The organism is Cupriavidus respiraculi, from assembly GCF_914271545.1.
In the GTDB taxonomy this organism is placed as follows: domain Bacteria; phylum Pseudomonadota; class Gammaproteobacteria; order Burkholderiales; family Burkholderiaceae; genus Cupriavidus; species Cupriavidus respiraculi.
Map to the genome: position 1 here is coordinate 217764 of NZ_CAJZAH010000002.1, position 19841 is coordinate 237604.

The window sequence follows — 19841 nt, forward strand, 5'->3', positions numbered from 1 at the left end:
CGTCGACGCATGGAACGCCGCGGCCAGCGCAGCGGTCAGACCAGGTGAAGCGCGGCGTGCAAGTACAATACTGCCAGCCATGTTGCGCCTCAACATGTCGTTTTCCCTAGCCTGCAAGCGCACTTACAGGCGACCGGACCATCCCGCCCTGCTGCACCGCCGCCCCGCTCCGGCCCCTACCGTCTACCGCGATGCCCACTGAACCCACCCCAGCTTCCAGCCTGACGCCCCCGGCGGCTAACACCAAGCCGGCCAGCGAGCCGCAAATTCCATTCGAGGTGGCGGCGGGCTTCGGCGATCTGGGCGAGCGGTTCTTTACCCGCCTGCGCCCCACGCCGCTGCCCTCGCCCTATCTGGTCGGGGTCGCGCCGGCCGCGGCGCAGCTGCTGGGCCTGCGGCCCGAACAACTGGGCGAGCGGGCCTTTGTCGAGACATTGGCCGGCAGCCACGTGCCCGACTGGGCCGACCCGCTCGCCACCGTCTATTCCGGCCACCAGTTCGGCGTATGGGCCGGCCAGCTCGGCGATGGCCGCGCCATCCGGCTCGCGGAAGCGAAGACCGCGTCCGGGCCCATCGAGATCCAGCTCAAGGGCGCCGGCATGACGCCCTACTCGCGCATGGCCGACGGCCGCGCCGTGCTGCGCTCCTCGATCCGCGAATTCCTGTGCTCGGAGGCCATGGCGGCCCTGGGCATCCCCACCACGCGGGCGCTGGCCATCATGGGCTCGGATGCCCCGGTACGGCGCGAAACCATCGAGACCGCCGCCGTGGTGACGCGGCTTTCGCCCACCTTCATCCGCTTCGGCCATTTCGAGCATTTCGCCGCCCGCGACCAGGTGGACGAACTGCGCCAGCTCGCCGATTTCGTGATCGACCGCTTCCTGCCCCAGTGCCGCGAGTCGGGCCAGCCCTACCTCGCCCTGCTGCGCGAAGCCTCGGTGCGCACCGCCGACCTGATGGCGCAGTGGCAGGCGGTAGGCTTCTGCCACGGCGTGATGAACACCGACAACATGTCGATCCTCGGGCTGACCATCGACTACGGCCCCTTCGGCTTCCTCGACGCCTTCGACGCCAACCACATCTGCAACCACTCCGATACGCAGGGGCGCTACGCCTACAGCCAACAGCCGCAGGTCGCCTTCTGGAACCTGCACTGCCTGGCCCAGGCGCTGCTGCCGCTGTGGCTGGAGCGCGGGGACGACGGGAGCGCGACCGAAGCCGCGAAGGAAGCCGCCGTCGATGCCGCGCACGAAGCGTTGGAGCCCTTCCGCACCCGCTATGCCGAGGCCTTTTTCGCCCAGTACCGCAACAAGCTCGGGCTGCGCAAGCTGGGCGCCGACGACAAGGACGACGAGCCGCTGCTGACGGACCTGTTCAAGCTGCTGCATACCCAGCGCGCGGACTACACCTTGTTCTGGCGCAACCTCGCCCGCATATCCAGTGCGGACGGATCGCGCGACGCGCCGGTGCGCGACCTGTTCATGGACCGCGCCGCCTGGGACGCCTGGGCCGACCAGTACCGCGCCCGGCTGCGCGCCGAGCAGTCGGACGACGCCGCCCGCGCCACCGCCATGCTGGCCGTCAATCCGAAATACGTGCTGCGCAACCACCTCGCCGAAACCGCCATCCGCCAGGCGCGGGACAAGGACTTCAGCGAGGTCGAGCGCCTGCTGGCCGTGCTGTCCCGCCCGTTCGACGAGCAGCCCGACGCCGAGCACTACGCCGCGTTGCCGCCGGACTGGGCATCGGGGCTGGAAGTCAGCTGCTCGTCCTGACGGCGCCATCGTCCGGCATCAACGACCGAAAAAGGGAACCCGCATCATGACCGTCAAGAAGACCGAAGCCGAGTGGCGCGAGCAACTCTCCGACATGGAATACCGCGTGGCCCGCGAGGCCGCCACCGAGCGCGCCTTCACCGGCCGCTACTGGGACCACTGGGACGCCGGCATCTACCGCTGCGTCGGCTGCGGCACGCCGCTGTTCGAATCGCTGACCAAGTTCGACGCCGGCTGCGGCTGGCCCAGCTACTACCGGCCCATCAACGGCGAGGTGATCGAGGAAGTCACCGACCGCAGCCACGGCATGATCCGCGTGGAAGTCCGCTGCAAGGAATGCGGCAGCCACCTGGGCCACGTGTTCGAGGACGGCCCCGCCCCCACCGGCCTGCGCTATTGCATCAACTCGGCTGCGCTAAAATTCGACGATCGCGAGCCGGAGGCTGGCGAGAACAGTTGAAAGAGCGGAACGCCCCGCCTTTGGCCGTGCGTTCCCACAAACCTGTCCGCCCCGCCCGCGCGGGGACGGATGCCCGATCCACGGAACGGCACACCGCCCCCCACGCATGAAATTCCTGTTCGACCTCTTCCCGGTCATCCTCTTTTTCGTCGCCTTCAAGCTGTTCGGCATCTTTACCGCCACCGCGGTCGCCATCGTCGCCACCATTCTCCAGATCAGCTGGGTGTGGTTCCGCCACCGCAAGGTCGAACCCATGCAGTGGATCAGCCTCGTCATCATCGTGGTATTCGGCGGCGCCACCCTGCTGCTGCACAACGAAACGTTCATCAAGTGGAAGCCGACGGTGCTGTACTGGCTGTTCTCGGGCGCCCTGCTGGTTTCCGTCGCCGTCTGGCGCAAGAACCTCATTCGCGCCATGATGGAAAAGAGCGTCAAGCTGCCGGACCCGGTCTGGGGCAAGCTCAATCTCGCCTGGGCCGCATTTTTCGGCGTAATGGGCGTACTTAACCTGTGGGTGGCCTATACCTTCAGTACCGACGCCTGGGTCAATTTCAAGCTGTTCGGCAGCATGGGCGCAATGCTCGTCTTTATCCTGGCGCAAAGCCTCTGGCTGTCGCGCCACATGCAGGAATCGTCGCAGGATTGACCGCGCGGCATTATCCGAGCCGTATTCATCGCTTTATCAGGACACGACGTACATTCCATGGCAGCCGAACCCGCCACCATTGAAGCGCTGCTGCGCAGCGCCCTTTCCCCGTCCCATATTGCCGTTCGCGACGACAGCGCCTTGCACGCCGGCCACGCCGGCGCGGCCTCCGGCGGCGGGCATTATCACGTCACCATCGTCAGCGAACGCTTCGCCGGCGCGGCCCGGGTTGCCCGACATCGCATGGTGTATGATGCGCTGCGCACGCTGTTCCCCACGCAGATCCATGCGCTGGCAGTGTCGGCATTCACCGCCCAAGAATTTCAATCAAGCAATTCTCCGACTTCTCAGAACTGATTCCATGAAGACCACCGTCCTCTCGTTCAGCCTGGCGGCTGTGCTTGCCGCTGGCAGCTTGCCCGCATTTGCCCAGAATGCCGCCGTCGTCAACGGCAAGGGCATCCCCTCGGCCAAGCTCGACAAGCTGATCGCCGGCACGGGACAGCCCGACACCCCCGAACTGCGCAACCGCGGCCGCGACATGCTGATCGACCGCGAACTGCTGATCCAGGAAGCCAACAAGCGCGGCGTCACCCAGCGCGACGACGTCCAGGAACAACTCGAACAAGCCCGCCTGAACGTACTGGCCGGCGCCGTGTTCGAAGACTACGTCCGCACCAACGGCGCCAACGACGACGAACTGCGCAAGCAATACGAGAAGATCAAGTCCCAGTTCGGCAACGGCAAGGAATACCGCGTCAGCCACATCCTGGTCGAGAAGGAAGACGAAGCCAAGGCCATCATCGCCAAGATCAAGGGCGGCGCCAAGTTCGAAGACATGGCCAAGGCCTCGTCCAAGGACCCCGGCTCGGCGGCCAATGGCGGCGATCTGGACTGGGCCAACAGCGGCAGCTATGTGCCCGAGTTCTCGGCGGCCATGACATCGCTGAAGAAGGGCCAGATGACCGAGACCCCGGTCAAGTCGCAATTCGGCTGGCACATCATCAAGCTGGTGGACGAGCGCGAGACCAAGATTCCTTCGTTCGAAGAGGTCAAGCCGCAGCTGCAGCAGATGCTGATGGGCGATCAGAATTGGCAGCGGGAGCAGTTCCAGGCGATGATGAAGTCGCTTAGGGATAAGGCGAAGATTAAGTAAGCCTTGGCTGCTTGCTCTTGCGGGAGAATGGAAAATCGGCGCTTTGGCGCCGGTTTTTTTATGGGCTTCCCATGTTCGTGCGCGTATGCCGCGGACGCGCCCTATTGGCTGATGGCAAGCACCTCGATCCGGGTCAGCAAGCGGACATGCCTGGGCCCGGGCCGCGTATCGGAAAGCGCTCGCAAGGCAAACTGTCCTTCCGTTGGCGGAAGCGGCTGTCCATTCATGGATGTCACCACCAGCACGCTATCGCCCACCTTGGAATTGAACAGCTCTCCCCAGCTGAATACCGCAAGGTAGCCGTCCGAGGCGCGCGCAACGACGACGGTGCGCACTGCATCGCGCCGCCCTTGGTCCGGGAATCGAGCGGAGAGCAGAATGTCCCGCAACAACACCCGGCCCCACTTCACTTGCGTGGTTTCCGGCTGCGGTCCGGCTCCGATCGAGCGGGTTTCGACGATTTCCGTTTGTGGCAACTGGCCGAGGTCATCCAGCGTCAGGGACCGCGCCATCAGCAGCGCCCCCTTCACCTCGAGCGTATCGGCGCCTTGCGCCATCACGGGCATACCGGCCAGACAAGCCGCCGACAGCAATGCGTCCCCGACAAGACGCCGGACGGGACGAGTATTAGCCAGGCCGACTCTCGTGATCAGGTTATTCAGTCGCATCGTGTCCCCGTATTGTCGTGAGGCGCAGGCCCTATGCCTTCCGCACCGACCTGACGTAAAGTAAATACCCAAATCGAGCCAACTCCGGAGGGCATGCACCATGAACGAAGAGACTTTCAATCTCAGCTTGCGCAAGTTCCTGAAGATGGTCGGCGTCAGCTCCCAAGGCGAAATCGAAAAGGCAGTGGCACGAGCGCTGGCCGAGAAAACCATCCAGGGAAATGAAACATTCCCTGCCACCATGACGCTCAATATCGCGGACATACAACTGGACGTCAAATTCGAGGGAACGATCAAGCTCGAATGATCGCGATGGCCGCCCGCACACCGCATCAAGCGATGAGGCAAAAAGCCTCGACCGCCGCGATCGCATATGGACGCATCCCACGTCGTCTCCTCCGTACCGTCGCCATCCTCGCCACGGTACTGGCGGCGGCCATTTCCCCACGTGTTCAAGCGCAACCCGCCATGGGCGAAAAACTCACCGTATTGGCCGCCGGCAGCTTGCGCGATGTCATGAACGAGTTAGGCGCCTCGTTCCACCGTCAGACGGGCACAGAAATCTCCCCATCTTTCGGCCTATCGGGAAAGCTTCGCGCCGAGATCGAGGCCGGCAGACCGATCGACGTCTTTGCGTCGGCATCGGTCGAACACACCAGTGTACTGGCCGGCAAACAGCTGCTTGCCCGCTCGATCGTCTTTGCTTACAACGACCTGTGCGTCGTGACGTGCCCCAAGCTTGGCGTGACAGAAGCGAACATGCTTGAGGTACTGTCGAAACCGGAAGTCAGAGTCGCGACCTCCACGCCCGTCTCAGACCCGGTGGGCGATTACACATGGCAGTTCTTCCGCAACGCGGATAAGCAGCGGCCCGGCTTCTATGAGGCGATGAACACCAAGGCCCTCAAACTATCGGGCGCTACCGTCCCTTCGCCATCCGAAAGATCACCCTATATCGCTGCGTTCCAAGACGACCGGGCCGACGTCTATCTCATGTACTGCACGAATGCGGCTACCGCCAAGGCGGCTTTGCCACCGCTGGCGGTCCTCCGGATTCCGGAGGCGCTCAATGTGCGGAGCGCTTATGGCATTGGAGAGCAGGCTACGTCTGCCTCAGGAAGCAAGTTCGTGGAGTTCGTGTTAAGCCCTGCTGGGATGGAAATACCGCGGCGGCATGGGTTTAATCCGGCGAAGTAGGCCAATATTGTCAATGGGCAGCTCCTGAACGTACTGGCCGGCATCGGGTTTCGACAAGTACGGCCACACCAAGGGCGCCAGCGACGACGAACTGCGCAAGCAATACGAGGAAATCAAGTCCCAGTTCAGCAACGGCAAGGAATACCGCGTCAGCCACATCCTGTCGAGAAGGAGGACGAAGCCAAGGCCATCATCGCCAAGATCAAGGGCGGCGCGAAGTTCGAAGACATGGCGAAAGCCTCGTCCAAGGACTCGGGCTCGGCAGCCAATGGCGGCGATCAGGATTGGGCCAATAGCGGCAGCTATGTGCCGGAATTCTCGGCTGCCATGACTGGGAAGTCGCTGCGGGATAAGCTAGGCCTCATCAGGCTGCCACATGACCGCGCGAAATGCAGGCGTTGAAAGGCCGTCCTGGCGGAAAGTCGCGTTGATGGCGGGCAGAATAAATGACCGCCCCCGGCCACACACAGTCACCCATTTGTCGAGCCAGGGACGACCTGATTGGCAATGGACGGACCGTGGTTTGAACAGCTGCCAGGTGCTCTGGCGACTATGTGGTTCGAGACCTCCTCCCATGAGAAAGCATCTGGTAAAGTGCCGCATCAGACTCATCGCAAGCAACTTCCCGAAAAGCAAGGTTCAGCCACACGGGCTCGAAAGGTATTTGGCATAGATTTCCGCACGAGAGAGGGCAAATGCCTGCATTGGAAGAGAAGGTCATCAAGGACATTGAGCAGCGCCTGATAAGGCATCTGGCGCATCTCACCGGATACGGGCAGCCGGAGTACATAACCTCTGGAGGGTCTGCGGCCATCTTCAAGGTGGAAAGCAAAGACGGCCCGCGCGCGTTCAAGGCGTTCAATCCCGCCTTCTTCGAAGGGGAGAGTGCGGCAGCCGACAGAAAGCGCCTCGACGTTCAGCGCTCCACGATGGGTCATCTGTGCCCTTCGTTGGTACAAACGTACCGGGTCGAAGAAGCTGAAGGTACGGCAATCATGGAAATGGAGTACCTAGCGTGGCCACCACTGGACAAGTGTCTAGCTGATGTACCGGACGACAAGGTAATCCCATTAATTACTCAGCTCGTCGACGCGGTCCGGTTTCTGGAGGCACAGAATATCGTACACCGCGACATCAAACCTGAGAACATTCATGTCTCTCCAGATTTCGCGCAACTCAAGCTTCTCGATTTGGGCGTGGCGCGCCTTATGGAAACTGACGAAGCGCCGGATGCTGCCGGGACTGACCATGGTAAGGCGCGACCTTTCCTAGCAACAGCTCAATACAGTTCGCCCGAATACCTTTTCCGCCTGGATGAGCCCTCCCCAAGACTCTGGCGAGGCCTCAACTTCTATCAGGTAGGGGCAGTGCTTCATGACTTGATCATGAAGAAACCCATCTTCCATCATGAGATGCAACTCAAGAATCGATGGTTGGTTGCCAAGGCGGTTCTGACGAAGCGGCCGTCTTTCGCCGATGACAGGCCGAATCGTCTGCTTCCTTTGAAAGCTCTTGCTGGCCGATGCTTGGTGAAAGACTTGGACAGCCGATTGAATTTGGTCGGCTGGGACGACTTCCGCCTGGAGGGGGCGTCTGACCCGCTAACGGCGCTCGCCGGCCGCATTGCAAAGCGCACCCCAACGGCTGGCGACAATGCGCGTCAGGCGGCCGCAACCCGCCTCGACTTCGATAGAAGCGAATACGTAAAGCGCCTGTCTGCAGCGATACGCAACGAGCTCATTCCTATCTGTCGGACGGACCTCCCGATCACTCTTCATCAGTCCGAGCCAGGACAACCGCCGAGCGTCGTCTTCAACTTCGCGGCACAGGGGAACTACCAAATCGAGTGCCTACTCGAGATTCATTGGCTGGAAGAACTTCACGAGCGATCAGCCAACATCTCTCTTCAGGGGCGTCTGGTCTATGGCGATCAAGCACCGGATTTCCGTAACGATGCGCGCAAGCTGGTGCAGCAGGTCTCCATTAATGAAGGGGAGCCAGAAATGGCTGTCGCGTTGTCTGAAGACATTGCAAAGATAATAGGCTCAGCTCTAGACCTCATTGATGTACAGGATGGGGCGCCGCTCGTCGGCGGCAAAACTGTTCAGATCTAGTCATAACGGGAAATGCTTATGCAAGGCAGTTGGTTTCGCTCTTTCAAACAAATGGATGAAGATCAAAAGAGCTTCATCAGATTGCCTGCCAAAGGTCGGTACTCGTTGGTCGGCCCGCCGGGGTCGGGCAAGACCAATTTGCTCCTCGTAAGGGCAGAAGTCTTTGCTGGCTCAGGGGAAAAGAATGTCTTGATTATCACGTACACCCGAACTCTCGCAGAATTTATACGAAGTGGCATCAAGATGCCGGAGCACTTTCAGCAGTCTCAGATAAAGACTTTTCATTCCTGGGCCTTGGCGCACATTCGGGACACCCTCGGCTACTCCCCAATCGACAAGGAGGATGATTTTGATGAGAATAATCGCCTGAAGATTTTGGAGGCCCTTGTCGAGGCCAATGAGCGGCTCGGAACAAAGAAGATTTACAGTGGCATATTCGTCGACGAAGCACAGGACTTAACTGCGGGGGAACTTGAGGCGCTGCTATCCCTGAGTGATAACGTGTGCATTTGCGGTGACGAAAGGCAGGGAATTTATCAGCGCGACGGCCTTTCGGTGGCCGACAAGCTGGGCTTGAATCAGCATCGGCTTGACAGACATTTCCGCATAGGCCATAAGATCGCGCGCGTCGCTGACCGGCTGCAGCCTCCGGACGACGGAACGAAGTCGCTCGAAAATTCCTCTAACTATGACATGAAGCTGTATGGCGAGTCGAGCGCGAAATTGCATCCAAAAGAGAGTCGGGACGCTCAATTCACGCGTATGGTGGAATTGCTGCGAATACAATTGGACGCTTATACAGGGGACAGCATTGGCATCTTTTGCGGCAGGACCGAAACGCTTCATGAGCTTCGCGCTCGATTTAACGAAACAGACCTGTCCGATACAGTGAGCGTGTACGGCGTCGACTCGGATGCACGGTTCACAAACGGAAAGCGTATTCACGTGATGACTCTCCATTCGTCAAAGGGAACAGAATTCCGCGCTGTTCATATGTTCGGGATTGAAGAGTTGGCTACGCCCGGCCTGCAGCGAACTCGTCTCAGCTATACAGGCGTGACGCGCGCCAAGACGTCCCTTAACGCGTACAGGTCCGCTGACACGACAGTGAAGTTGGAGCATGCGTTTGCAGAACCCGCAGCGTTCACCCTAGAAGATCTTCTCCCGGACACGGACTAATTCATGAGTATCAAAAATCTCACGTGGCGTCTGTTTGCCCGAGAAGAATTGTCGGACGCTTTGTTCGCGAATCGACCTCAATACGGGCTTTCTTTGGAACCCCCCAATCAGTTCCGCCTGGGATTGGACGCCATCGGCGTTGGATATGCAGAAGATAGATGGAATCGCAGCTACACACCGCCGGGCATGGTGTTGCTCGACGACGATTCTCAATCTGAAATTCTTTCTTGGCTGAGAGTTAATTCTCCTGAGATTTTCCCCCTAAGCCAGTTTGCACGTGTTTTGACATGGGCGGATTGGTCTGCGTTCGGTGAAAGCGCGTTTTACAAAGGCGATCCCAAAGAATTCGGTAGAGAGGACCGATGGGCGTCGCTCATCACTGGAGAAATTATCGCGCAGGGCGACACCGACATTGATCTGAGCAAATTACCGCTTTCGCGAGCTGCCGGCTGCTTCTCGACTGCGGTGGCTCGTACGCATCTCACGTACGGTTCAAAGGAGGCATTGGCCGTATGTATCCAACGTCTGAAGGCGTTGGAGTTGGACCAGCGGTTTGTGCGCCGGCATGTTTCGGTGAAAGACCTGGAGCCCGTTTGGACAGTCGCAAAACGGGCAGGACATCAGGTCTTTAGTCACGAGGAAGCAATCGACTTGGTCTTCCATGCGCTTCTTCGAGATGCCGGTTCTAGTTCACAACTCAACTACTTCTCACGTGCGCACAACCTGAATAGCGATTCCATCGAGGAGCGAGTTGTCGCGTTTAACGCGTTGATAGAAGAGTTGAAGAAGCAGCCGGCCGAAATACGATGCAGCTCGGCCTGCTCTTCGGTTCTTGCCGTGGCAGCATTCCTCGTGGGAAGAAGCACTTCGCACGAGTTCCTGGTCAGAAGGAACCTTGAAGCGTTCCCGTATGGTCCAATTTGGTTTGGACTTCTTGCCGGCCTCGTTGGCTCAGCCCACTGGGATGCGACGTGGGCACGCGCAGCAAAAGGCGTCGAAAGACAACTACGTAGCAAGTTTCGATGGGACGAGTCTGCCGGCTTTGACCTGTGCTGGACTGAGTATGCGTGGTACGCCTCTACGTTCGAAGATAGCTATTTTTCGGCCATTCCGAAGCTGGCGCAACGTGTTCTCTCAGTAGAGGTGGTACCCGGTGCGAGTTGCCAACTGCGCATGGCAGCTGGGCATAGCCCCACCGCGACAGAGTCCAGGGAAATGCCGGTGCCTGCCGAGCTCGCCGGGATCACCTCTCAGCAGACGCTAGACATCTTCGCTCAACTAATCAAGTTGGCGGCCAAGGCTGAGGCGCTCACCCGTGACGAACACCGCCAGGCTAAATTGTTCGAGACGGTTCCCGCTTCCCCACGGAGTCGCTCAAAGCGGACCAAAGGAAATATCTAGTTTTGGGTGCGCTCGAACTCCGCCAAGGCGCCGACATGGGTGTCGAAACGCCGCGAGCGGCGACTGGGGGGCCGAGGCACCGATTCGCCTTCAACGGGCACCAGACAGTCCGCAGCGGCCCATGCCCGTGTCGGCTGTACCTTTAAAGCCGGCCGTCGAATCCGCGACAGCCATGCTTTCGGATGACGGCTAAGAGCAGCGACATGGGGTCGCTGCACCGCAACGGCCGGCAGGAAACGCAATCAGGCAGACAGCTACGGTGGTGATGCGAAGGCGGCTTCGGGTGAGAAGTAGACGATCGAGGCGGTCTTTGAACGGTGTCCCCTCCCCGCTTTGCCATCCGAAAATACTGCTCACGATCAGATATCCTCTGCCGTCATTGCCAGCAAGTCAGCCCGCCCCACCGTATCGGCAATGGCTCCAGCCACGTCCTTCCGCCCAATCGCATCCCCCACCCTCAGCGCATACGAAGGATGCCAGGTAACAAGCACCCAAACGTTCCCAAGCCGAATCGGCGCGCCTATCGCCTTCCCCATATCAACCTTGCGCCCAACAATGGCCCGTAGCGCCGTGGCGCCCAACGCAACGATCACGGCCGGACGAACCTGCTTCATCTCCTCTTACAGCCAATGCGCACAAACCTCGACCTCAAGCTGCCCCCGGCGTCTTAAGCAATCGCCGCTTTCCGAGCCACCCAGTTAAAATGCTTAACCGCATTTGTGATAAAAACGACGCTGTCCCGCTGTACATCGGCCCGCCGAAACGCTTCGTCAAGAACCTGTCCAGCCGGACTAACGAAAACGTCCCCGGGCCCAATCCTCCTGATCACCAGGCTGTTCGCCCACCATCAAGATCCGCGCGCTTTCCGGGCCGCTGCCTGGAACGGGACGCGTAGCGTGGCGCCATAGCTCGCAGCGGCGGCACTGGTCCAGTGAGGAAGGCGGCGCCCGTTGCGGCAGTGCGCGTTCGGCGGGCACTGGCACCTGCCGGCCCGGCATGTCGCCGATCGCGCCGGCTTGTGTTGCCCGGCGGGCGCCGTGTCTTGCGTTGGCGATCATGCCGGGTATCAACGTCCCTTCGGGCAGTCCTTTCCAGAAGCGCCCTGGCATATGCTGCCGAAGCGCTGATTCGTTCAGCCGTGCGGGGTTGAAGATGTTCCGGTCGTACGCGAGCCATAGCGGCTCCACGCCGTCAGTGGCGTCGTTCGCTCTCAGCACCGCGGCGTCCTCGGGGGCGTTCGAGAAGCGCAGCGTTTGACCGTCCCACAGGGCCGCGCCATTGGGGGTTCCGATGGACCACGTCGATGTCCCCATGCGTCGCGCGAAATGTTCGGCCGCATAGAGCAGCACGTCGCGATCGGGCTCGTACTAGGCGATGTACTCGAGCAGGCCGGGCGGGCTTCGCCGTTGAAACCGCGCGTAGGATCATGTCGTGCCTGGCGCGCCGCACGGATTTCGCCATGGCGTGGAGCCGTGCGCCGTCTTCATCGGCGGCGGAAGCCACGGCACGATCGTCGTGGGCCCAGCGCCAGAGGACGCGGTACAACGAGGCCCAGCGTTGCGGCGAGCGGTATTGCGCGGCGTCCTGCAGAAGTGTGGCGAGATCTTTGGAGATGCGAATCTGGGGGCCATCTTCCGCTCCATTCGAGCGGGAAGCAGGCACCGGTCCATCCGATGAATCGGGCGCAGCGATGGAACAGTCCAGCGCCAATGGCGCCGTGGTGGGGTCGGCCATCCCATCGGCATCCACCCACGCCAAGGCTTTAACCGGAGATTCGATCGCCCTTGTTACACTACCAGTTATGGACTCGACAGTGCTGAGCAGCGTTTCGCCAAGGCTCTTCTGGCATTGCGTTATGCATATGTGTCGAGTTTATTGACACATATGCAACCTATACTTATTCTTCCCATGCAACTGCACTATGGAGTTCTGCCGTTTGGTAGCGAGCCGGATACGCTCCTGCTCGTCAGTATAGATCAAGACAGGGACAAAAAATGGCATGCCATTGGGAGCGCCTTCCCGCTATATCACAATGGGAAGGTCTATTTAATCACCGCGGGGCATGTAGTCGCGAAATTGTCCGGCTTTCCGATCTATGTTCTAAATAGCAAAGAAAAGAGCCTGATTTCCTTAAGAGACGCACAGGTCAGTGTCGTTCGCGAGCTTGATCTTGCCGTAGTTGAGTGTTCCCTGAACGATTTAGCTTCGTTATTCGGACGTTGCAACTGTGTCAAGGCAGACTACCGTGTTCCCCGCACTGGTGTTGGGAACAATGGGGATATCTACCAAGTCTATGGCTTCCCAAAATCCAAAAACAAAATTAGTCGCTCAAAAGGCTTTGGGCCGAATCTCTTCCGCGTTTCGCTAGGCGCCCCACGGCAATTACCCAAAAGATCCAAATTGGCGGGCTTACCAATTCCGATGATGTGTTTCGAAATCGATCCCGATCGCCTTTTTGATGATGAATTTAAACCGACGTTTCAACTTGGCAAATTTGAGGGACTTAGCGGCGGCCCGGTAATCAGACATGCCGCCGAAATCGATTCCGGAGCCGGTAGCTTGGTCGGTATGTTTGTTGAATGGCATTCAACTGAAAAAGTAGCCGTGGTAGTCCCGATTGCGCTCATTACCTCATGGATTGAGGCTTGGTGTCAGTAGCGCATGCCTCGATCTCCTTGCCTCAAGATAGAGAGCATCTGCGCAGTCTGACATGCAACAATAGTGAGATAACGGTCTCCGACGGGCGCGCCCCTCCCCTGAGCGATAAGTCACCTCACCAGTGTCTCGACCTCACTTCGTATCCACCTTCACCTTGATTCCGTCCGCCACAACGGTAATCTGCCCCGGCACCATTTCCTTCCCACCCACGCGCAGCTCTTCCGGCTTGAAGGTATGCAGCGGGTAATCTTTCAACACCTGCTGTGCCACTAACGTCCCAATCGCACTCATCTGCTGCCCATATTGCGAAGGCACGCCGCTGACATCCATCCGCTCAACGCTTGGGTTGTCCAGCAACACAGCACGCTTGACAGGGTCATACCGAATCCCACTATTGACCGCCAACGTCCCGCTGATCGGCGGCGCCGGCAGCAGCGTGTTGGTGACCACCGCATCCACCTGCGTAGTAATCCGATTGTTCGCCTCGTCCATCACCAGATGCGGATTCGATAGCTGGACGTCGAGCACTTGCGCATAACGCAGCTTGGTCGGAAACCGCTGCTCGACAACCGTCTGCAGTTCCTTGGTGGTGAAGGTGTATTCGCCGGTCCAGATGTTGTAGCCGGCAATGGCGCTGGCGGCGGTGACCGCCAGCGCAGTGGCGGCGACGATTTGGCGGGGTGTGTGCCAGCTAATGGGCATGCTTGTCCTTTCCCTGGTTCTCGCGGCCAATGGCGCCGCGTTGCTCCTGATGGGACCGGTGGCGACGGAGGGGCGTTCCCTCGGGGTCCGCGCGCGCGGCTCAGTAATGCGGTGGCAGCTCCTGCAGCGGATCGCCCTCCGCCCCACCCGCGCTGCCGGCACGCATCTGCTGATACAGCACCTGCATTTGCTCCTGCAGCAAATCAATCTGTTGCTGCTGCCGCGCGACCGTGGTGTTGAGTGTTTCGAGCAGGTCTTCCTGGAACGCTAGCTTGATTTCCAGTTCGGTCAGGCGGGATTCCATCGGGTTCTCCGGGTGCATCTGCGTAGTCATCTGTGTTGGCCGGGCATTGTACGGGACGCGGCACAGCGGTTCGCCGCTCTTGCGGTGTCTGAAATCTCGGTGTAGCCTGCGAACTCGTCCGCTGCCTCGCAGCCGACTCAACCGCCATCGATCATGACCCATTCCGCGCGCGCCGCCAGTTCGTTCCGTCCGACCTCCCGGGTCGGCACGGTGCCGCGCGTGCCGGTCTCTCTGCTTAGCCCACCTGTCTCTCCCCCGGCTGCTCCGCCGACCGTCGTGGTCGCTGCTGTAGCCCCGCCGCCGGCCGTCTTCGGCTGACGGTCCGCTTCCTTCGCGTCTCCAGCTAGTCCGGCGATCTTCGATCGCAGCTTTCGGCCGCCCGTGCCCTGTGCCGGCGTGCCTGCTGGAGCCCGTTTCTCCTTGACAGGTGCTTCTCATGCTATTCAACCGTTCCGTGTGGATCGCGCACGGCTCGACCTCGCTCTTCGTGCTGCTGTGGAGCAGTGGCGCGATCTTCGCCAAATGGGGGCTGGAATATGCCTCTGCCTTTGCCTTTCTGACCTTGCGTTTTGCGCTCGCCATGGCGGTGCTGCTGCTCATTGCCCGCTATCGGCGGCGTTGGCTGCCGGCGCCGGGCACGCGCTGGCGCGTCGCGGCCGTGGGTGTGCTGCTTAGCGGCGTCTATGCGATTACCTATCTGCTGGCGCTGGACCATGGGGTGACGCCCGGGGTGCTGGCCACGGTGCTGGGCGCCCAGCCCATCCTGACGCTGCTGCTGGTGGAGCGGCGGTTTTCGCTGGCCCGGCTCGGCGGCCTGGCGCTGGCGATGACGGGGCTGGTGCTGGTGGTCTACCACGGCATCGGGCTGGCGGGCATGCCGGTGTTGGGCATGCTGTTCGCGTTCGCGGCGCTGGCCAGCGTGACCGTCGGCGCCATCCTGCAAAAGGGCCTGCAACAGGCGCCGATGGATCTGCTGCCGCTGCAATACGGCATCGCGCTGGCGATGTGCCTGCTGCTGCTGCCCTTCCAGCCCGTGCATGTGGAATGGACCGGCGGTCTGCTCGTGCCGCTGGTCTGGATGGCGCTGGTGATCTCGGTCGGCGCGACGCTGCTGCTGTACCGGATGCTGCAAACCGGCAATCTGGTCAATGTCACGAGCCTGTTCTACCTGGTGCCCGCGGGCACGGCGGTGCTGGACTATCTGGTGCTGGACAATCGCCTGGGTGAGCTGACGCTGGCGGGCATGGCGGCGATCCTGGCCGGCGTGGCGCTGGTGTTTCGCACCGGCACGGCGCCCGCCGGGCAGGCCGGACAGGCCGCCGAACGCGCCGCTGAATAATCCGCCGAACAGGCGTAGCGGCCTTGACCGAACCCACCGGGACGGGCCGGCACGCGGTGTTGCGCGCCGGCCCTGCCCCACGCCCGGGCGGGTTGTCGCGCGCGGTGCTGCCATGGAACAATGCCCGCGGGTCGGTCAACCCGGCAGCACCGTACAACAGCGAAATACAACAGCGAAAAAACACGGGATGCGCCCCGCGCGGGCGCTCCTCGCCTTTCCACTTCTTGCACGGGGATGGTCCATGTTCGATTCGGGTTCGCGCCGCCGCCTGCCGGCTGGCCTGCATGCTGTCGTCGCTCTCCTCGCCTGCATCGGCCTTATCGCGGCCGCGCCAGCGCCGGCGCACGCCGCGTCGCCGGTGCTGCAACGGATCAAGGAAGCCGGTGCCATCCGCATTGCCCATCGCGAGAGTTCGGTGCCCTTCTCCTTCGTGGCCGACGGCAAGCCGGTCGGCTATGCCGTGGATCTCTGCCTGCGCGTTGCCGATGCGGTGCGGGCCGCGCTGAAGCAGCCCAACCTGAAAGTCGAATGGGTGCCGGTGACCCCGGCGAACCGGATTCCGGCCATCGTCGATGGCAAGGCCGACCTCGAATGCGGTTCGACCACCAACAACCGCGAGCGGCGCGAACAGGTGGCCTTCACCATTCCGCACTACATCGCGGGCAGCCGCATGCTGGTGAAGACCGCGTCGAACATCCACAAATGGTCGGACCTGAAGGGCAAGACGGCGGTCTCGACCACCGGCACCACCCCGCTGACAGTGTTGCGCACGCTGAACGAGGGCAACGCCATGCAGCTGAAGATCGTCGAGGCGAAGGACCATGCCGAGGCCTTCCGCATGGTCGAGCAAGGCAAGGCCGATGCCTTCGTGATGGACGACGTGCTGCTCTACGGCCTGCGCGCCAACGCCGGCAAGCCGGCTGACTATGCGATCACCGGCGACCTGCTGACGATCGAGCCGTACGCGATCATGCTGCCTAAGCACGATGCCGAGTTCAAGAAGCTGGTGGACCAGACGCTGATCAATGCGATCTACGACCAGGACACGCAGAAGCTGTACCGCAAGTGGTTCCAGTCGCCGATCCCGCCGCGCGGTGTCAATCTCGATATCCCGATGAGCTATCTGCTGCGGGATTCGTTCAAGTTCCCGAGCGACAAGGTCGCGGACTGACCATCAGTCCGCAGCCCCGTCGCTGTCCTGCAGAAACGCCAGCAGCGCCTGGACCCGCGGACTCCGGCCCTTTCTGGTCGGCACCAGCACGCTGACGGGCGCGCTGTCGAACTGCCAGCCGGGCAGCACGCGCACCAGCGCGCCGGCGCGGACCGCTTCCTTGACGTCCCACTCGGATCGCAGCACGAGGCCGAGCCCCTGCTCGGCCCACATCCTCGCCACGCTGCCGTCGTTGGTGGTGAAGGCCGGCGCCACGCGCACCGCATCGCGCGCGGCGGCGCGCTGGTCGCCTTCCACCGGCGCACGTCGGAAGTGCCAGAGCGTGGCGTCGTCATCGTTCTCGCGGATGCAGATGCAGGCGTGATCGAGCAGGTCGCGCGGCTCGCGGGGCGTGCCGCGCGCCTTCAGATATGCCTTGCTCGCGCATAGCCAGCGCTCGTTGGGCGCGAGCGTATGGGCGACCCAGGATGAATCGCGCACCTTGCCCACGTGCACCACCAGGTCGGAATCGTGGCGGTCTGGCCACGGGGTCTCGAGCAAGTTCAATTCGATCTGCAAACCCGGATGGCGCTTGGCGAAGCGCGCGAGCCGCGGCGCGATATGGCGGCGCCCGTAGCCGAACGGCGCAGCCACGCGGACCACGCCGGTCAGTCCGGCCTCGCCCGGCTGGAATGCTTCGGGCAGCGCCTCGATGCGCGCCAGGATGGCGGCGGCCTCCTGCGCGAAGCGCTCGCCCTCGGCGGTCAGGCTCAGCCTGCGCGCACTGCGCGTGGCCAGCGCCACGCCGAGCGCCGCCTCCAGCTTTTGCAGGCGCGCGGACAGGGCCGGCGGCGTGACGTTGAGCGAGCGCGCGGCCGCGCTGAGCGACGGCGCCTGGGCGAGCCGGTCGAGCAGGCGGAGGTCGTCGATCTGGATGCGCATCGTTAACCAAAACTTAATGATTTATACGGCCGCATTTAACCATGGATGTGGCTGGCTTCCCTATACTTCGGCCATCGCCATTCGTTCCCACAGTTTCCCCACCATGCCCGACCCTGCCACCACCGCCGATACGCTGGACACCCTGGACACCCCCGCCGCCATCGTCGATACCGCGCGCATGCAGCGCAATATCGACCGCATGCAGGCGCGCATGAACGCGCTCGGCGTCGCCTTCCGCCCGCACGCCAAGACCAGCAAGTCGCCCGCCGTGGTCCGCGCGCAGATCGCGGCCGGGGCGCGGGGCGTGACGGTGTCCACGCTGAAGGAGGCGGCCCGCTTCCATGCGGAAGGCATCGACGACATCCTGTACGCGGTGGGCATGGTGCCCGGCAAGCTGCCGCAGGCGCTGGCGCTGCGGCGCCAGGGCTGCGACCTGAAGATCATTACCGACAGCGTCGCGTCCGCCCAAGCCATCGTCGCCTTCGGCGCGGAGCATGGCGAACGATTCGAAGTGTGGATCGAGATCGATTCGGACGGACACCGTTCCGGCATCCGCCCGGACGAGCCCGCGCTGATCGAGGTCGGGCGCGTGCTGCACGACGGCGGCGCCCGGCTGGGCGGCGTGATGACGCACGCGGGGTCCAGCTACGACCTCGATACGCCCGAGGCCCTTGCCGCCATGGCCGAGCAGGAGCGCGCGGCCTGCGTCGAGGCGGCCGAGGCATTGCGCGCGGCGGGACTGCCCTGCCCCGTGGTCAGCGTGGGCTCGACGCCCACGGCGCTTTCCGCGGCGCGGCTCGATGGCGTGACCGAGGTGCGGGCCGGCGTCTATGTGTTCTTCGACCTGGTGATGCGCAATGTCGGCGTCTGCACCGAGGACGAACTGGCGCTCAGCGTGCTGACCACCGTGATCGGCCACCAGGCCGAGAAAGGCTGGGCCATCGTCGATGCGGGCTGGATGGCGATGAGCCGCGACCGCGGCACGCAGAAGCAGAAACAGGACTTCGGCTATGGCCAGGTTTGCGACCTCGACGGCCGCGTGCTGCCGGGCTATGTGCTCAGCGGCGCCAACCAGGAACATGGCATCCTGTCGCGCGAGGGCAGTCACGACGAAGCCATCGCCGAACGTTTCCCCGTGGGCACGCGCCTGCGGATCCTTCCCAACCACGCCTGTGCCACCGGCGCGCAGTTTCCCGAATATCACGCGCTGAATGCGGACGGCACGCTGGCAACCTGGAGCCGCTTCCATGGCTGGTGACACGACCCAAGGCGCGCCGCGCGCCGTCTCTCCCGACACCCTCGCCACGCCGGGCGGACACTACAGCCACGCGGTGGTGGCCAATGGCTTCGTCTACGTGTCCGGCCAGCTGCCGATCACGCACGAAGGCGCCAAGATGATCGACGCTACCTTCGAGCAGCAGACCGAACAGGTGCTCGCCAATGTGCGGCACGCGCTGGTCGCGGCGGGCAGCGATGTCGACAGGCTGGTGCAGGTGCGCGTGTATCTGGACGACATCGCCAACTGGCCGTCCTTCAACGGCATCTATGCCGCCTGGGCGGGCGATGCGCGCCCTGCGCGGGCCATCGTGCCGACTGGGCCACTGCATTTCGGGTTCAAGGTGGAGGTGGAAGCGGTGGCGGTGCTGTAGCTGGCGCGCCGGCCGCATGGCGGACAATTTTTCCTTTGGTTGGTAGGACTTACGGACGGACGCGTCTGGCAGGCGCCGTCCCGCCAGCCACCGGCAGGGGAAAAATGGGGCCGCCGCGAGGCGAATCGCGCTCCAAGGGCCGCCGTGCAGCGGACCTCGCGCATGGCAAGGATCTTGCAGAATTGGCTCAAACCATGGCCGCCGGCATCTTCTACGCCGCGCGACCATCGGGCAACAAGGAGCACGCCATGACGCAACCGAACCAGAACCAGCAAGACCCGGTGCAGGCCGCCGCAGAACGCGAGCAGGATCCCAAGGCCGCGCCGCAGGACACCGTCAAGGTGGAGAAGAAGGAAAGCACGAACGAGCAGCAGGAGGGCAAGCTGTCCGGGCCCGTCGTGCTGGCCAACGAGAAGAACGGCGGCGAAGGCGACGAGGACTCCGCCAGCGCTTAGCGCCACCCGCGCGCTCATTAGGCAAGGCTCCCCCAAGCCTTGCCAA

Annotated in this window: 22 protein-coding genes and 1 pseudogene; 17 read left to right on the forward strand and 6 right to left on the reverse strand. The window is 62.2% G+C overall.

Annotation, left to right across the window (positions count from 1 at the left end; all coding sequences use genetic code 11):
- Positions 1 to 191: 191 nt before the first annotated feature.
- The 5 genes from LDO27_RS08570 to LDO27_RS08590 all read left to right on the forward strand — a co-directional run bounded on the left by LDO27_RS08570 (position 192) and on the right by LDO27_RS08590 (position 4037).
- Positions 192 to 1775, forward strand: a complete 1584-nt coding sequence (locus tag LDO27_RS08570; protein WP_224041139.1) for a protein adenylyltransferase SelO — start codon at positions 192 to 194, stop codon at positions 1773 to 1775.
- 46 nt (positions 1776 to 1821) lie between these two features.
- Positions 1822 to 2235, forward strand: coding sequence for a peptide-methionine (R)-S-oxide reductase MsrB (gene msrB, locus LDO27_RS08575; RefSeq protein WP_222201110.1), 414 nt, complete (start codon positions 1822 to 1824; stop codon positions 2233 to 2235).
- Positions 2236 to 2341: 106 nt separating this feature from the next.
- Positions 2342 to 2881: a septation protein A gene (locus tag LDO27_RS08580; protein ID WP_224041140.1), complete on the forward strand. Its 540-nt coding sequence runs from the start codon at positions 2342 to 2344 to the stop codon at positions 2879 to 2881.
- Positions 2882 to 2938: 57 nt separating this feature from the next.
- Positions 2939 to 3238 (forward strand): BolA family protein, encoded by a 300-nt coding sequence (locus LDO27_RS08585; RefSeq protein WP_224041142.1) that lies wholly within the window; start codon positions 2939 to 2941, stop codon positions 3236 to 3238.
- A gap of 4 nt (positions 3239 to 3242) precedes the next feature.
- The gene (locus tag LDO27_RS08590) at positions 3243 to 4037 is read left to right on the forward strand and encodes a peptidylprolyl isomerase (protein ID WP_222201113.1); all 795 of its coding nucleotides are present in this window, start codon (positions 3243 to 3245) and stop codon (positions 4035 to 4037) included.
- Positions 4038 to 4138: 101 nt separating this feature from the next.
- Here the strand turns inward: LDO27_RS08590 and LDO27_RS08595 are convergent, their stop codons facing one another.
- Positions 4139 to 4705, reverse strand: a complete 567-nt coding sequence (locus LDO27_RS08595; RefSeq protein ID WP_224041144.1) for a molybdopterin-dependent oxidoreductase — start codon at positions 4703 to 4705, stop codon at positions 4139 to 4141.
- A gap of 100 nt (positions 4706 to 4805) precedes the next feature.
- On the opposite strand from LDO27_RS08595, the gene LDO27_RS08600 reads away from it, so the two are divergent.
- The 6 genes and pseudogenes from LDO27_RS08600 (at position 4806) to LDO27_RS08625 (ending at position 10596) form a co-directional block, all read left to right on the forward strand.
- Positions 4806 to 5012: a DUF6494 family protein gene (locus LDO27_RS08600; RefSeq protein WP_224041146.1), complete on the forward strand. Its 207-nt coding sequence runs from the start codon at positions 4806 to 4808 to the stop codon at positions 5010 to 5012.
- Positions 5009 to 5902, forward strand: a complete 894-nt coding sequence (modA, locus tag LDO27_RS08605; RefSeq protein ID WP_224041148.1) for a molybdate ABC transporter substrate-binding protein — start codon at positions 5009 to 5011, stop codon at positions 5900 to 5902. Before LDO27_RS08600 ends, modA begins: the two co-directional genes overlap by 4 nt.
- A gap of 24 nt (positions 5903 to 5926) precedes the next feature.
- Positions 5927 to 6235 (forward strand): annotated as a pseudogene (locus tag LDO27_RS08610) (peptidylprolyl isomerase); the annotation flags it as partial.
- A gap of 362 nt (positions 6236 to 6597) precedes the next feature.
- Positions 6598 to 8016, forward strand: a complete 1419-nt coding sequence (locus LDO27_RS08615; RefSeq protein WP_224041150.1) for a protein kinase domain-containing protein — start codon at positions 6598 to 6600, stop codon at positions 8014 to 8016.
- 18 nt (positions 8017 to 8034) lie between these two features.
- Positions 8035 to 9195, forward strand: a complete 1161-nt coding sequence (locus LDO27_RS08620) for a UvrD-helicase domain-containing protein (RefSeq protein ID WP_224041152.1) — start codon at positions 8035 to 8037, stop codon at positions 9193 to 9195.
- A 3-nt stretch (positions 9196 to 9198) separates the two neighbouring features.
- On the forward strand, positions 9199 to 10596 hold the full coding sequence (locus tag LDO27_RS08625) for a hypothetical protein (protein WP_224041153.1): 1398 nt from the start codon (positions 9199 to 9201) through the stop codon (positions 10594 to 10596).
- A 359-nt stretch (positions 10597 to 10955) separates the two neighbouring features.
- Here LDO27_RS08625 and LDO27_RS08630 read toward each other — a convergent pair whose 3' ends face one another.
- Together LDO27_RS08630 and LDO27_RS08635 are read right to left on the reverse strand one after the other, a co-directional pair.
- Positions 10956 to 11210, reverse strand: coding sequence for a uracil-DNA glycosylase family protein (locus LDO27_RS08630; RefSeq protein WP_224041155.1), 255 nt, complete (start codon positions 11208 to 11210; stop codon positions 10956 to 10958).
- A 177-nt stretch (positions 11211 to 11387) separates the two neighbouring features.
- Entirely contained in the window at positions 11388 to 11945 is a 558-nt protein-coding gene (locus tag LDO27_RS08635; RefSeq protein WP_224041157.1) for a DUF4130 domain-containing protein, read from the reverse strand.
- A gap of 559 nt (positions 11946 to 12504) precedes the next feature.
- On the opposite strand from LDO27_RS08635, the gene LDO27_RS08640 reads away from it, so the two are divergent.
- A complete protein-coding gene (locus tag LDO27_RS08640; RefSeq protein WP_224041159.1) occupies positions 12505 to 13254 on the forward strand; it encodes a hypothetical protein in 750 nt (249 codons plus the stop codon).
- A 132-nt stretch (positions 13255 to 13386) separates the two neighbouring features.
- Here the strand turns inward: LDO27_RS08640 and LDO27_RS08645 are convergent, their stop codons facing one another.
- Both LDO27_RS08645 and LDO27_RS08650 read right to left on the reverse strand, forming a co-directional pair.
- Positions 13387 to 13956, reverse strand: a complete 570-nt coding sequence (locus tag LDO27_RS08645; protein WP_224041160.1) for a DUF1439 domain-containing protein — start codon at positions 13954 to 13956, stop codon at positions 13387 to 13389.
- Positions 13957 to 14056: 100 nt separating this feature from the next.
- Positions 14057 to 14260 carry a SlyX family protein gene (locus LDO27_RS08650; protein WP_224041162.1) on the reverse strand — a complete coding sequence of 68 codons (204 nt, stop codon included), beginning with the start codon at positions 14258 to 14260 and terminating at the stop codon, positions 14057 to 14059.
- A gap of 436 nt (positions 14261 to 14696) precedes the next feature.
- Here LDO27_RS08650 and LDO27_RS08655 point away from each other — a divergent pair, with 436 nt between their 5' ends.
- Together LDO27_RS08655 and LDO27_RS08660 are read left to right on the forward strand one after the other, a co-directional pair.
- Positions 14697 to 15599 (forward strand): DMT family transporter, encoded by a 903-nt coding sequence (locus tag LDO27_RS08655; RefSeq protein WP_224041164.1) that lies wholly within the window; start codon positions 14697 to 14699, stop codon positions 15597 to 15599.
- Between the two features lie 241 nt (positions 15600 to 15840).
- Entirely contained in the window at positions 15841 to 16770 is a 930-nt protein-coding gene (locus LDO27_RS08660; RefSeq protein ID WP_224041166.1) for an amino acid ABC transporter substrate-binding protein, read from the forward strand.
- Between the two features lie 3 nt (positions 16771 to 16773).
- Here LDO27_RS08660 and LDO27_RS08665 read toward each other — a convergent pair whose 3' ends face one another.
- Complete coding sequence (locus tag LDO27_RS08665) at positions 16774 to 17691, reverse strand: LysR family transcriptional regulator (RefSeq protein ID WP_224041168.1); 918 nt, start codon at positions 17689 to 17691, stop codon at positions 16774 to 16776.
- Between the two features lie 103 nt (positions 17692 to 17794).
- Here LDO27_RS08665 and LDO27_RS08670 point away from each other — a divergent pair, with 103 nt between their 5' ends.
- The 3 genes from LDO27_RS08670 (at position 17795) to LDO27_RS08680 (ending at position 19795) form a co-directional block, all read left to right on the forward strand.
- Positions 17795 to 18949 carry a DSD1 family PLP-dependent enzyme gene (locus LDO27_RS08670; protein WP_224041170.1) on the forward strand — a complete coding sequence of 385 codons (1155 nt, stop codon included), beginning with the start codon at positions 17795 to 17797 and terminating at the stop codon, positions 18947 to 18949.
- Complete coding sequence (locus LDO27_RS08675; protein WP_224041172.1) at positions 18939 to 19340, forward strand: RidA family protein; 402 nt, start codon at positions 18939 to 18941, stop codon at positions 19338 to 19340. The genes LDO27_RS08670 and LDO27_RS08675 overlap by 11 nt, the downstream gene beginning before the upstream one ends.
- Before the next feature lie 248 nt (positions 19341 to 19588).
- Complete coding sequence (locus LDO27_RS08680) at positions 19589 to 19795, forward strand: hypothetical protein (RefSeq protein ID WP_222201127.1); 207 nt, start codon at positions 19589 to 19591, stop codon at positions 19793 to 19795.
- The last annotated feature ends 46 nt before the right edge of the window (positions 19796 to 19841 follow it).